Source organism: Micromonospora gifhornensis (assembly GCF_016863515.1).
In the GTDB taxonomy this organism is placed as follows: domain Bacteria; phylum Actinomycetota; class Actinomycetes; order Mycobacteriales; family Micromonosporaceae; genus Micromonospora; species Micromonospora gifhornensis.
Genome location: NZ_BOPA01000076.1, coordinates 1 through 13,325, shown reverse-complemented (window position 1 = coordinate 13,325; position 13,325 = coordinate 1). Strand labels below are relative to the sequence as shown.

10 protein-coding genes and 1 pseudogene are annotated in these 13,325 nt (G+C 66.7%); 5 read left to right on the top strand and 6 right to left on the bottom strand.

The window, feature by feature from the left end; translation table 11 throughout:
- Nucleotides 1-319: 319 nt before the first annotated feature.
- Nucleotides 320-931 (top strand): helix-turn-helix domain-containing protein, encoded by a 612-nt coding sequence (locus Vgi01_RS29825; RefSeq protein WP_204293292.1) that lies wholly within the window; start codon nucleotides 320-322, stop codon nucleotides 929-931.
- Between the two features lie 466 nt (nucleotides 932-1,397).
- Here Vgi01_RS29825 and Vgi01_RS29820 read toward each other — a convergent pair whose 3' ends face one another.
- Nucleotides 1,398-1,688, bottom strand: a complete 291-nt coding sequence (locus Vgi01_RS29820) for a Rossmann-fold NAD(P)-binding domain-containing protein (protein WP_204293291.1) — start codon at nucleotides 1,686-1,688, stop codon at nucleotides 1,398-1,400.
- Nucleotides 1,689-2,057: 369 nt separating this feature from the next.
- On the opposite strand from Vgi01_RS29820, the gene Vgi01_RS29815 reads away from it, so the two are divergent.
- Both Vgi01_RS29815 and Vgi01_RS29810 read left to right on the top strand, forming a co-directional pair.
- Entirely contained in the window at nucleotides 2,058-2,816 is a 759-nt protein-coding gene (locus tag Vgi01_RS29815; RefSeq protein WP_204293290.1) for a hypothetical protein, read from the top strand.
- A 149-nt stretch (nucleotides 2,817-2,965) separates the two neighbouring features.
- On the top strand, nucleotides 2,966-3,214 hold the full coding sequence (locus tag Vgi01_RS29810; RefSeq protein ID WP_204293289.1) for a hypothetical protein: 249 nt from the start codon (nucleotides 2,966-2,968) through the stop codon (nucleotides 3,212-3,214).
- Nucleotides 3,215-4,102: 888 nt separating this feature from the next.
- Here the strand turns inward: Vgi01_RS29810 and Vgi01_RS29805 are convergent.
- From Vgi01_RS29805 to Vgi01_RS31575, 5 genes are all read right to left on the bottom strand, one after another.
- A complete protein-coding gene (locus tag Vgi01_RS29805; protein WP_204293288.1) occupies nucleotides 4,103-5,110 on the bottom strand; it encodes a C40 family peptidase in 1,008 nt (335 codons plus the stop codon).
- Nucleotides 5,111-5,255: 145 nt separating this feature from the next.
- Entirely contained in the window at nucleotides 5,256-7,289 is a 2,034-nt protein-coding gene (locus tag Vgi01_RS29800) for an AfsR/SARP family transcriptional regulator (protein ID WP_239089251.1), read from the bottom strand.
- Between the two features lies 1 nt (nucleotide 7,290).
- Nucleotides 7,291-9,171 carry an Hsp70 family protein gene (locus Vgi01_RS29795; RefSeq protein WP_204293286.1) on the bottom strand — a complete coding sequence of 627 codons (1,881 nt, stop codon included), beginning with the start codon at nucleotides 9,169-9,171 and terminating at the stop codon, nucleotides 7,291-7,293.
- 43 nt (nucleotides 9,172-9,214) lie between these two features.
- Nucleotides 9,215-9,355, bottom strand: a complete 141-nt coding sequence (locus Vgi01_RS29790; RefSeq protein WP_239089252.1) for a hypothetical protein — start codon at nucleotides 9,353-9,355, stop codon at nucleotides 9,215-9,217.
- 207 nt (nucleotides 9,356-9,562) lie between these two features.
- On the bottom strand, nucleotides 9,563-9,829 hold the full coding sequence (locus Vgi01_RS31575) for an inositol monophosphatase family protein (RefSeq protein WP_204293285.1): 267 nt from the start codon (nucleotides 9,827-9,829) through the stop codon (nucleotides 9,563-9,565).
- On the opposite strand from Vgi01_RS31575, the pseudogene Vgi01_RS29780 reads away from it, so the two are divergent.
- Both Vgi01_RS29780 and Vgi01_RS31570 read left to right on the top strand, forming a co-directional pair.
- Nucleotides 9,815-12,670, top strand: a pseudogene (locus tag Vgi01_RS29780) (RHS repeat domain-containing protein); the annotation flags it as partial. The gene Vgi01_RS31575 and the pseudogene Vgi01_RS29780 sit on opposite strands and share 15 nt — an antisense overlap.
- 452 nt (nucleotides 12,671-13,122) lie before the next feature.
- Nucleotides 13,123-13,325 (top strand): hypothetical protein (locus Vgi01_RS31570; RefSeq protein WP_373307070.1); only part of this gene is annotated, 203 nt, incomplete at its 3' end.

The window sequence follows — 13,325 nt, the reverse complement described above, 5'->3', positions numbered from 1 at the left end:
CCGGTTGGGTGGACGCATGGACCAGCGGTTGTCGAGCAGATGGCGACGCGACAGCGTTGCCACGGTTCGCTGCTCGACGGCGACGTGTCCCCGTCCGCGTACTGCCAGCAGGGCTGCGTGGATGGGTGACCGGCGGCTCGCTCGCGAGTCGTCGCCCGGTAGCGGCGGGCCCTGCCTTGCTGGTGGCAGGCCCGCCGCTGCCCATACCCGTCGTGACGGGGAAGTGAGCGTGGCCGTGTACGTCTCCGGTAACGCGAGCGCTGTGGCCTCGCTGCCGGCTGGCTGGCGTCAGTAGAGAGAGCGGGAGACGGGATTCATCGTGGGTTATCGACCGGGGCCGAACAATCTGCTGCGCGCGGCGCGGTTGGCGCAGCGGTCTCCCTCGGGTTCGGGGCGGCCGATGTCGCGTCAGGAGTTGGCGGATGCGGTCAACGCGTACGCCTACCGGCGCACGGGCCGTCGGGTCGCTGTCGACGCCCGCTATGTGGGCAAGCTGGAACGCGGTGAACACCGGTGGCCCTATGAGCATTGCCGCACGGCGTTGCGGGAGGTTCTCGGTAAGAGCACCGACGCCGAACTCGGCTTCTTCATCATTCACGGACACGCCACAGACCCCGAGGTGGACCCCGCACTGGAGATGCCCTCGGGCATGCCTGCGCCTGGATCCGAGGACAGTGCGGTAGGGGTAAGGAGGACGGTCGGGGATGCAGGCGGTGGGCTGGTCGTGCCTGGCGGTGCGGCGACGGTACGGGTAAGCCTGACCGTCGCCGCCGAGCAGGTCAGAGTGATCCGTGACCAGGGTCCGACCGGACGGGTTGCTGTCCTGGCGGGCCCCGTCGAAGTCCTCATCGAACCATCCGATACCGCCACCGTCGTCACACCTGATGCTGATCCGCTCGGGCACGACGGTCGACAGGCCCAGGTGCGCTGACCGGCGCGGTTGGGTGTGGCCGAACACGACCCGGCGCCGGTGTTCGTTTACCGCCACCGACACTCTCCGGCCGACGATGCCAGACGGGCCGTTCAACTGGGACAGCGTCTGCAGCATCCTGCACGACATCAGACACGCGACCCGCCACAGGGACAGCACCCTGATTGACGGCCCCGACGACCGCGGGGCAGGGGAGCGGTAGCTGACCGCTGCCGCGCATCGCGCACCGGGCATCTGCGGATCCGTGTCCCCACCGTCGGGCCCAGCGCTGACCGCGGGTGAAGCCGAGCCTGTGCCCGAACTCGTGATCCTCACGGGCCTGATCGCGGCCGGCAAGAACACCGTTGCGGACCGACTCCCGCATGCCTGCTCTTCGGAGCTGGCAGCGCCGTCCGCGGCGTGAGCGTGTCCGCTTGTGGCCGCGGTGGGCTGGCTGGACCCGCGACGGAAAGGCCGTATACCTGCGTCAGGTGTGTATTTTCTCCTCTCGGACCAGGACGTCCTCGTGATCGGTGGAGAGTGCCAGGTCCCGCCAGGCCTCCGACTCCGTCCGCAACTGGGTGATCTTGGCTTCCAGCTCCTGGAGGCAGTCACTGCCCAGTTGAGCCCGCACGGGCGGATTCTCCGCGTCAGCGAGGGTCAGGAACGCCGCGGCGCCCTTGACCGGATCCCCGGGCTGAGCGTGATTGAGACCGGGCACCGCGCCGCGCACCGCTCCCGCGGTGCTGGAGCGGATCGGCACCGGACCCGCCGTCATGGCCACCTGCGTAACATCGCGATTGGCTGGCACCGCATCACCGGCGAACCCAACATCGCCCGCGCCAACCGACGCGCCGACCGCCGATCACGCGACCTGATCGACGCCGTGACCAGCAGTTACACCAGCACGCAATGACCCTGGCCCGGTGAGCATCGAGGAATGGCCCGGAACGGAAGACCTGCGACAGCAGCTACGGGCACAGTTCGCGCTGGTGGCCCGGTTCCCTGGATGGAAGGTGCCGTACGAGCGCTGCGTTGCTGTCCTCCGGGCGTTCAGGCACCGTCCGCGGACATCCCCGACGCTCTATCTATCCAAGGCCGCATGGGGGAGGATTTTGACAGTCACCCAGGCCCGAGCGGAGAGTGCATGTCCGACCTCGCCATCAACCTGCTCGCCAGCGCGATCGCTGGCGTTGTGGTTTGGCTTTCGCAACTAATCGTACGGCGTCGTAAACGTATGCGTGTGGAGGGATTCTTCGGCCTCCGGGCGACATCGAGTGCATTGCTAATTGTCGCGAAACAGGCCCGCTCGGAATGGGTAACCGCTATTGAAAAGGCCGACGTCTCCGCTATGGTTGAACTCGCGGTGCTTATCAAGTCCTGCGGCGTGACCCCCCGACTCTACATGCACCACGAGGAGGTGCCAGGGATCGGCGACGAGGTTGAATTCTGCATTGGCGGGCCGATGTCTAACCAGCGGACTGCAGCTCATCTGCGTTGGCACATGCCCGGTGTAGCGCAGGGAACCTTCGAGGAAGATCCGGATGGACTTACGATAAAGGTCGGGAAGAAATCGTTCCAACGCGTAAGGGGTGAGGTCGAGTACGCTCTAATAGCTCGCATAATAATCGACGACGCGAAACGGCCGATCTTTCTGATATTCGGTCAGACGGCGCTGGCCAATGAAGCTGCGGCGCGATACTTGGTGCGTGAAAAGGCTGCGCTTTCTCGCACGTACGGAAATGCGGGGAACTTCTGCTTCGTGCTCGGGCTGTTCGGCAGGGAAGTCTACGGTTCCCATTTCGTGCGGCTCGTCGATGACATTACAGAGATCGCCTTTGATGACTTGTCGCGGCCTGCGCGTCTTACGGACACGAAGCCGCAGAGTGACTATGCCGGTGGGTAACCTGCCGCCGATTCTCGCGTGATGAGAGCACCCAGCTCCGTTCTCGCGAGGGTGGTCATCGGTCCCTTCGTAGGCAGTTGTGCTGCGTACCCTGCTCAGCGCAGCAAATTCGGTGGAGCGGGGGAGCCGGCCGGTTTCATTCTGTCGTGATGGGCTGTGAGGACGGCGACTGCTCGCACGACTGGCACTACGCGCCGTACCGCACGGGGCTGGGTGCGTTGCAGCGCGGCCAGGGTGTCGCGGTGGCCTGGCTGCGGGAGCAGCCGGATCACGGACACCTGGTCTACGCCTGCACCGGTCGCGACGCCCGGTGGGACTGGCAGGTCGACGATCGCTACAGGTACCTGGCCCGGCTGCTGCATGACCTGCGCCTCGACGTGGCCCCACTCGTCACGTAGCTTCGTGCCTGCGGCCCGTACCGTGCTTGGCCTCGAGCGGATCCGACCGGTGATGACAACCAGTTCAACCTTGCCGTCGGCGTCCTGGAGGCGCTCGCCCGCAAAGGGAACATGCAGGCAACCGAGACGCTGCGCGGATATGTCCGCGACGGGATTCGCTGGATCGATGCCCTGTCCACGCTGGCCGGCAGTTGGCCGGCGCAGTGGTGGGACGATCTGTGGAGACCGCGGCCAGGCGTATCAGGTGCGAAGATGCGGCCGAGGTGCTGCCGCCTCTGAGCCGTGGCGGCGTTGGCGGGGTCGGGATCCGAGGATCGACACGGTCCTGAACACCGCGCAGCGCAGCCGACAGGATCCTCGTGACCGCCCGGTCGATCTTTCGGCCACCAGTGATGCTGAACTGGTTGCGCTTCTGCAGGCGCCGGAAACCGGCCGCGCCGTGAAGGCATTCGCACTGCGTCAGATCCGTCGCAATGCACGGCCTGTACCGGAGTTGCTTGACGCGGTCGAGCAGTTGGCGACCGATCGGCAAGCCGGACTGTTCGGTGCCCTGCGGGTCCTCGGCCCGCAGGTCCTCCCGCCGCCTGGGCCAACGGCAGCACGTCCGGCCGACGCCCTCGCCTTGCCCAACTCGGCGCGACTGACCAGGCACGCGTCGCCTTCCGCGCCGGTGCCAGCATCGCCGCTCTAGCCCGCGAACACGGCGTCAGCTGGGGCGCGATCCGCACCGCGGCCATGCTCGACACCGACGGCGCGCCCTCCGCCGAACGCAAGGCGCACCGGATCTACACCGACCGGTTGACCTCCGCAGCAACCCGCGCACCGGGGCCAATAGGTGCCTGACAACCGGCCGACCACGCTGCATGCACTCTGACCAGCCTTAGGTTTTTACGGATACTGCGCGGCCGCCGTCGGCACGATGCGGCGTATCGCTGCGATGTGGTGGATCCACGCGTCGAGGCGGGTGATCTTGACTACGTCGCCGGTGGTGGGGGCGTGGATGATGAGTCCGTGGCCGAGGTACATGCCGACGTGGCGCGGGTGGGTCATGGTGCCGTGGCTGCCGGGGATGAGGACGAGGTCGCCGGGCAGGACGCGCGTCGGGTCGGTCACCTGTTGGCCGGTGCGGGCCTGGTCGGTGGTGATCCGCGGGATGGTGATGCCGGCTGCCCGGTAGGCGGCTTGCATGAGCGATGAGCAGTCGCAGTGCCTGGTGGGGTCGTCGGAGTGTGGGTCGGTGCAGGATCCGCCGAAGTGGTACGGGGTGCCGAGCTGGTGGACGGCCCAGGTGACGGCGGTCCGGACGGCGGGTGCAGTGGTGGCGGGGAGCGCGAATCCGTCGGGTAGGGCGGTGAGCGCTTCGGTGGTGCAGGCGCCGAGGGTGCCGGTCAGCTGCTCGACGAGCCGCACGGCGTCGTCGGTCCATTGCGCGTACGCCTCGGGAAACGCCGAGACCTGGACGCTCTGGGCGGCTTGGGTGAGCGGCATCGATTCCCAGCCGGGCACGGTCAGGAGTGTGTCGAAGAACGTGCCGGCCTGGTAGGCGGGGTCGCCCAGTTGTGCCGGTGTGCCCCAGCCTTGGCTGGGGCGTTGTTGGAAGACGCCGATGGAGTCGTGGTCGTTGTGGTCGCCGAGGTGGGGCAGGTTGCGCAGGCCGGATTCCTGTATGGCGGTGGCGGTGGCGATGACCCAGCCCCAGCGGTGTACGGCTTTGGCGGCGCCGACGTCGATGATGGTCGCGGCGATGTCGAGCTGCTCGGTGTCCCAGGTGCGGCGGTGGGGTGGCTGTCCGCCGGTGCGGAGTGTGGCGGCGGTGACGCATCCGGTGGTGTGGTCTGCGGTGACGGCCGTGAAAAGGGACTGTACAAATAACGGCACTCCCGCTCGGGCGTCCATGCGCAGACATCGGCAGAGTAGTAGCGGGTAGCGACTCGCGATTCGATCGTGGGCGGGGCTGGGTGCTTTGCACGGCGATCCGGTGTCTTCTCGGTCAAGTTGACGAGGAGGTCCGCCGAGCCTCGCGGCGGCCCTGTCGGACGGCCTATTGCCGGATGCTGGTGGATGGGAGGTGGTGGGAGGCGGGGTTGTCGAGGCCCGTGCGCGTAAGGGTTTGTTGGTAGTGGTCGTGGAGTTCGGTGGCGGCCTTGTGGTCGCCGAGGACGGTGAGGATGCGGCTGGCGTGCGTGTGCAGGTCGGCGTTGTAGGGGTCGATGCGGATTCCGGCCTGCAGCAGTTGGAGAGCGCGGTGGTTGTCAGGTTCTGCCGTGGCGAGGGAGACGCAGATGTTGATGATCTGCCGGCGGGTTGCTTCGCGGATGGGGTCGAGCCAGGGCCAGGTGCGCGTGGCGGCGAGGTCGGCGGGGTAGGCGTCGAGGACAGCCTGCCAGGCGGTGCGGGTGTTGGTGAGCGGCGTGGTGGCGTGGTGAATGGCGGTGCCCAGGTGCCACAGGTCGACGTCGATGTGTGCGGCGTTGAGGCGGTAGCGATCATCGACGTGGTCGATGACGTGCAGGCCGGAGGCGGCCCGGATGGTGCCGCGTAGATCGCTGAGGGCAGTGTAGAGCCGTCCGGTGAGGGATCGGCGGGGTACACCTGGCCAGATGGCGTCGGTGAGTTGTGGAGTGTCGGCGCCGGTGGGATGGGCGGCGAGGTAGACGAGGATCTGGAGCGCGGCGCTGCGGCGGATGGCGAGGGGTTCACCGTCGACGAGGAGTTGTGGATCCCCGAGGACGCGCAGGTGTAGCCGTTGGCGGGGTGTGGGGGAAGGGAGGCGGGGTTCGTGTCGGGTGGCCTGGCGCGGCAGTCGCATCTCCGGTGACCGTGCCTGGGTCAGGGGGTGGCTCGGGGTGGCCGGGTTGGGAGAGGCGATGATGGCGAGCAGGTCGGTGGCCGCCATCTGGTCCAGGACGCACAGCCGTGGTCCGGTTCCGTCGGCGTGATGTGGGTCGTGCAGGTGGCCTGTCGAGTCGGCGTGCCAGGTCGGGCCAGCGGGCCATTGCCCCAGCACGACCACCACGGCACCGGTGGCGACGCTCGCTTCGACAAGCTTCTTGACCCGGGGTCCGTCGCCCTCGTGTTCACCGAGGAGCACCATCCGTCGATGGCTGAGTGCATGTGGCGGGGCGTCTTGGCGCTGATCGATGGCGTGTGCATCGGCTTCGTGAACAAGCTGCGCTGCTTCGTCGACGTTGTCAACGATTGTCAGCGGTAGACGAGGGCCGAGTGTCTCTGCGGCTGGTCCGAGGAGACTGGCAAGGGCTGCCTGGGTGGCGATCAGGGTTGTCGCGAAATGGTGGTGCCCGGCGAGGAGAGCGGTGACCAGCAGTCCTCGGCCGACGGGCAGCGTGCCCGGTCCGGTGAGGCCCACGCCGCCGTCCGGTAGGACTCCGATAAGGGCAGATATCCCGCTCGGCGGCATGGGTGCTGCCGGTGGGGTGGGGGTGTCGGCGAGTGCGGCCTGCACGGCGGTGACGGTGGGAGGCAGCGGGGCGAGGTCTGCATCCTTGCGGTTGGCGGAACGGGGTTGGTAGTCGCGTCGGCGGCGTAGCCAGACCAATGCTGCGGCGGCAGCGACTTGCTCGGCGACGTCCCGGGGCAGCCAGCCCCCGGACACGTCGACCCCGGAATCGTGTGTGGCCTCGTCGTGGTCGTCAGGACTGGCCTCGTCCTGAAGCGCGACCGCGTCCGCTGCCACCGGGTGGGGCGGCTGCGTTGGGGCGGTGGGGACGGTGTTGGTGGTGACGCCGAAGACGGCCGCGCCGGCCATTCCGCTGGCCGTCGCCTGCAACGGCGTCGGCAGCGGCAGCCGTCGCAGCCATGCCGAGGTTGCGCGGAGACGGATGACGACTCTCACGGCAACGGTGTAGGCGAGCATCAGCCAGACCAGCCATGCCCCGATCGTCAGCGCGGCGGTGAGCGTCTGCTCGGTCAACGGTTCCTGCACCCATGCCCGCACCTGCGCCGTGCTCGGCAAGCCGCTGATGGGTGGGCCGATCAGGGTCAGTAACAGCAGCGGCGGACCGGTCAACAGCACGAGTACGGACAGCAGCGACATCAGCTGCCGTGGCCAGCGCACCTCATCCACCTTCCGCCCGAGGGCGGACGGATGCCGCAGCAGCAGTGGTGGGATGGACGATGCGCGTCCACAGTCGGGCCGCCCACCACACCGCCACGGCCAAGGCGTAGCAGACGGCGAGGATGCCGGTGGCTTGCGTATTGACGATCGCGGCGCTGATCACCGCGACCGGTGCGGCCAGAATGATGCGGAACATCAGCGGCGTCACGATTGCCATGACGATCCCGACGCCCAGGAACAGCCCGCCGATCCGGCCGGCGAGGTCGACCCACATCATCACGTGCGGCCACCGGTCGGCGGTCAGCGAATACTGGATCAGACCCATGCCCAGGGCGGCAGCGACGACAGAGCCCGTCGGTGCGGCCAGCAACGCCGACCAGCCGCCGTGCGGCGTACGCCACTGCCGTGCGGCAACCACTGCCATCACCATCGCCAACACCGCGATGGGGACGATTGGCCACAACGCCCAGCGTAGGAAGCCGCCTACCGGCAGGGTGAAGTACTGGCTGGTGACCACCGCGTAGAGGCCCGCGATGGCGGCCCCGAGGGAGACGGCAGCGAGAATTCCGATGCTGACCTTCCCGCCCTCCGTTCGGACATCTTGCGTGGGACTGCGTGCAGCAATCAGGGAACCGAGGACGGTTCCCGCAGCAAGGCATGCCAGCAGGGCGAATACGGCCGCCATCGCCAGTTCACCCCAGTTGAAGGCGACCCAGTAGTGCATTCCCAGGGTGACGTTGTGCCGCTCGGCGGTCACGATGCACTGCCAGAACAGCGCCAGAGACGCAAACCCCGGCACCGCGACCCCGATCGCTCTGCGCACCGGCGGCACCGGCACCTCCACCGCAGCCGTGCCGGGATTCGTGGAGGCAACCTCGGCAGCGCCGAGCGCCGCGGCGAGCTGAGGCTCGGCCACAACGGTCGGCATGACTCCGGTGTGCTCGGCGATCGCCTCGCCCAGGTGCGGTAGACGAGCGCTGCCTCCCACGCAGTAAATCCCTGCCAGGTCACTGGCGGCGAGTTCAGCGGCGGCAATGGTCTGCTGCGTCAGGTCCGCGACGCGTCGCACCACGGGCCGGACAGCCTCGTCGAGCATGGCGCGGTTCGCGATCACCGGAGCCTGGCCAGCCAGCGGTACCGTGACCGCCGGGTAAGAGATCAAAGCCTCTTTCGCCACGCGTACGCTTTCCGCCGTCGCCCAGGGTGCCATGCCGTCCGCAGCCATGTCGCGGCCGTTTGTCAGCGCCGTTGTCAGCGTCGAATCGACGCTGGCGCCTCCCGCCGCAGGGTCAGCCAGAGTCGCAAGCACCTCGAAGCCGGACGGCCGCCGACGTAGCACCGTCACTTCAGCTCCCGCGCCGACGTCACACACGACAACGCACGCCCCCACCGGCAGCCGCACACCGGTCGCCGCCAAGTGTTCGGCCACCGCCACCGGGGCCTCCACCAGACGCGGCTGCGTCAGACCCGCCCGATGGGCGACTTGCCGCATCCAGGTACGCCGACGCGGCCCCCACCCCGCCGGCACTACCAGCTGCACATCCCGCACCGGCTCACCAGCGACCCGTTCGGCTTCAGCAGCGGCCCGACGCAGCGGCGCCGCAGCAAGATCCACCGCCTCCACCCGCGTCCTGTCGACCACCAGATCACCGTCAGCGGGACGACGCGGACTCGGCACCAACCTTCCCGGCTTATCCTCGGCGGCCTGCCACGCCTGCTGCCCCGTCCACACCCGCCCATCGCCAGCCACATACACGGCACTGGGCAGAAACGGCACACCGTCGAACGACAGGACTGATGCACGACCGTCAGCCCACGCCACCACCGCCACGGTGCTGGCGCTACCGCAGTCAATCGACAGCCGAACGTCCGCCGCCCCCATCGACGTAGTCAAACATGAGGATCACCTTCACGTCACCCGTCAATTACTCACGACTGTCGGATCCGCCTGGTGGCGTTGATGGCCGGATACAGACAGCCCTTCCCCCGCGCAGCTCGTCGGCGGTCCGCACGGCGGCTTCCTCAGCCCGAGCCGTGACGACCACGTGAGCACCCGTCCGTGCTATGCCTTGAGCGATGGCCTTCCCGAGTCCGCGGTTGGAGCCGGTGACACAGCGACGCGCTTGGCCTCACTCATGCGAGCAGACTACGCACGCTGCTGTCGGCTGCCTGTACGGCTGTGCCCTGTCATGTGCCGAAATGGGCTATCGCTCAACTTTTCCCTCACCCCCTGCGGCGCGCGACCATTCCGGGTCCGCAAATCGTCGAACGCCTCATTGAGGTAGGTCTAGGTGGCTCAGGATATCCCGGGCTAGCTCATAAGTGCCGGCGGCAACAAACGTCTGCCTTCGGTTCATCGCTCGCGCAATATCGGGCAATGACTGCAAGCTGTAGTCCAGGGAAATTGGCTCACCTGCAAGGTCGAGCACGGTGCCACCCGCCGACTGTAGGATGTAGTGTCCCGGAGCCAGGTCCCAAATAGCGAATCCTTTGGCGAACTCCAGTACGCCTTCGGTGAATCCTGCGGCAGCTGGCGGCACAGCGAAGAGAAAACAATCTACGAGTCCACCTACGGGCTACCGATCCGCTTCCACCAGTACAACCAAGTAGGAGTCGCGGACAACACCTGCACCTCGTACACCTAAGCACAGCAGAACGCCCCCAACTCCTACTACATGATCGACTTCCCGGAGCGGGTGGAAACCTGGTCCGGCGATACCTGCGGATCAGGGACCCTCTTGTCAAGGGAGGTGACGTTCTACGACACATTCACTGTCGAAGGCTCTCAGGCTCCGTTCGACGGCAACGTCGCCGAGACCCGCGTCTATACCAACTCGACCACCTACACCTCCAGCGGTCGAAGCACGTACGACAACACGGGTCGGATCCTCACCTCGACCGACCCCGCCGGGCTGACGACGACGACCAGCTACAGCCCGATCGTGAACTGGCCGGACAACGGACTCACCAGCACCATTGGTGGCGGTTTCAACCACACCGCCACCACTCTGATCGACCGGCACACCGGCCAGCCATCGCGAATCACCGACCCGAACGGCAAGGTCACCGACCTTGTCTACGACCCACTCGGCCGGCTGGCGGAGGTGTATCAGCCGGGGCAGGCCAAGTCTTCCGGGGTGCCGTCGCTGCGGTTCGGCTACCAGATCACCTCCAGCGGCATCGGACAACCGAGCGCCCCAGCGCGCACCAAGACCGAGACCTTGCAATCCCACAGCGGCAGCCCCGTCTACCTGACCTCGTTCCAATATCTGGACGGTCTAGGCCGCGGCCGGGAAGCGCAGCAGCCTGGCCCGAACGGTGGACGGATCGTCACCGCCACCACCTACGACGCCCGCGGCAACGCCGCGGCCACCACCGACCCGTTCCACAACAGCTCCACGGCAGGGTCCGGGCTGGTCAACCCCAACCTGACCACCATCCCAGCGGTTCACGAAGCCACCTACGACCACCTGAACCGGGCCACCACCCAGGTGGACAAGAAACTCGGCACGGTATGGCGGCAAACGGCCACCAGCTACCACGGGGACCGCGTCACGGTCGTGCCGCCGGCAGGTGGCACCAAGACCGTTAGCCACACCGACGTGCGCGGCAACGTCACCCGCCTGGACCAGTACACCTCGACTGCCAACCCGAACACGCACCAGAGCACCACCTACACCTACGACCTCCTCGATCAACTCGCCACCGTCGTCGACCCCGCCAGCAACACCTGGACCCACACCTACGACCTCGCCGGCAGAGTTACCCGAAAGGTCGACCCGGACTCGGGCACCACCACCACCCACTACGACAGCGCCGGGCGGCCTGCCTACACGACCGACGCGCGCGGGCAGAAGATCTCCAACGAGTACGACAACATGTCCCGCGCCAAGGCCCGCTGGGCCGGTGATGTCGGCACCGGCACCCGACTCGCCAGCTACCTGTACGACACCCTGGCCAAGGGGCAACTGACCTCCTCCACAAGGTGGCACAACAGCAACGCCTACACCACCGCGGTCACCGGCTACACCGACCGCTACCAGCCCAGCGGCACCACCGTCACGATCCCCACTGCCGAAGGCGCCCTCGCCGGCACCTACACCACCAGCGTCAGCTACAACCTCACCGGCCAGATCACCAGTCAGACCCTGCCCGGTGTCGGAGGCCTACCCGCCGAAACCATCACCACCGGCTACGACACCAACGGCTACCTGCGGTCCACGACCGGACAGACCGCCGGCAAGCCCGACACCAAGTACCTGGCAAATACCGTCTACTACAACCACGGACCCGCACACCAGACCGTGCACGGCACCGCCGGCAGCCAAATCCGGCAAACCAGCACCATCGACCCCGGCACCGGACGGCTGGACAGCCACGACGTGGCCACCGAGAACCAGAACACCCCTGGCACGTTCGACAGCCGGTTCACCAACGGCTACACCTACGACCAGGCCGGCAACATCACCACGACCGCCGGAAAGACCAACGGCACCACCGACCAGGTCGAATGCTTCACCTACGACCAACTCCGCCGGCTGACCCAAGCCTGGACCCAGACCACCACGAACTGCACCACCCCCCAACGCACCGGCGCCGATCCCTACCACCGATCGTGGACCTTCGACGCCACAGGCAACCGGCTCACCCAGACCGACCACAACAGCACCGCGGGTGCAACCGTGTGGACCTACAACGTCGGCGCGGCCCACGGTGTGACCGCACACCAGATCGCCGCGGTCACCGCCGCCGGCCCCCTCGCCGACACCGGCACCCGCAGCTTCACCTACGACAACGCCGGCAACATGACCCAGCGCACCACAACCACCGGCGCCACCCAGACGCTGACCAGGAACCCCGAAGGCCGCCTCGACACCATCACCGACGGCACGGACACCACCCAGTACGTCGACGACGCCGACGGCAAACGCCTCATCTCCCGCGCACCCGCCAAAACCACCCTCTACCTCGGTGGCACCGAACTCGAACTCGCCACCGGCAGCACCCAACCCGACGGCACCCGCTACTACAACGGCTACGCCGTCCGCGACATCACCGGGCTCAAGTGGACGATCAACAACCACCAAGGCGCCGGACAAGTCCAAATCGACGCCGACACCCTGGCCAGCCAGCGCCGCCGAACCATGCCCTACGGCGAAAACCGCGGCACAACACCCACCCCCTGGCGCGGCACCAAGGGCTTTGTCGGCGGCACCAACGATGACACCGGCCTCACCCACCTCGGCGCCCGCGAATACGACCCCACCATCGGCAGATTTGCATCCATCGATCCACTCATGGACCCCAACGACCCACAACAACTCCACGGATACAGCTACGCCAACAACAACCCCACCACTCTCAGTGACCCTGACGGACTAATCCCCCTCGCCACTGAAGGTTCGGCCGAAGAAACAAACTACTGGAAGAAATCCAGCCACAAGCTCACCTACAGCGTCCACAAGAAGAAATGGACTGCTGTCAAGAAGCCGGTAGCTAAGAAGCGCCCCGGCGGTGAATGTAAGACCCTCCGCAGATGCTCCGGTGACCTTGATGAGAAGGAGCGGAAGGCTGTAGAGGCGGCTGAGGAAGTGCTGAGGAAGTGGGGCGACGAACGTAAAACGTGCCTTTTCCCAAGTGCTGGAGTCGGCTGCTTCGGCTACGATCTAGGTCGGCCAGGCCCGCACGAGAGGGCATGGTGCCGCATGGTCGGCGCTGTGACCTGCAAGATCGCCGAGCGGGCGTACGAGTTGGCTGATAAAAGCTTGCAAAGAAAACGAAGAAAATCGACGCTGAAGATCCGACTTGGAATGCGAAGCGCCATGGCCTGTGGATGGCGATCATGGTCGCAAACGGGGTGTCCGAAAAAGATGCGCGGATGCTCGGGGTTGCTCATGAGATCGACGCATGGGAGCCAGAGCGTGGTCTCGCCGAGATGCGTAGAGATTTGAGGAATAACGACATCGGAATCGCGATCGGCAGTCGGACAACCTTGACAAAACAAGACATTTCGAATGCGTGGGCATCGGGGGGGGG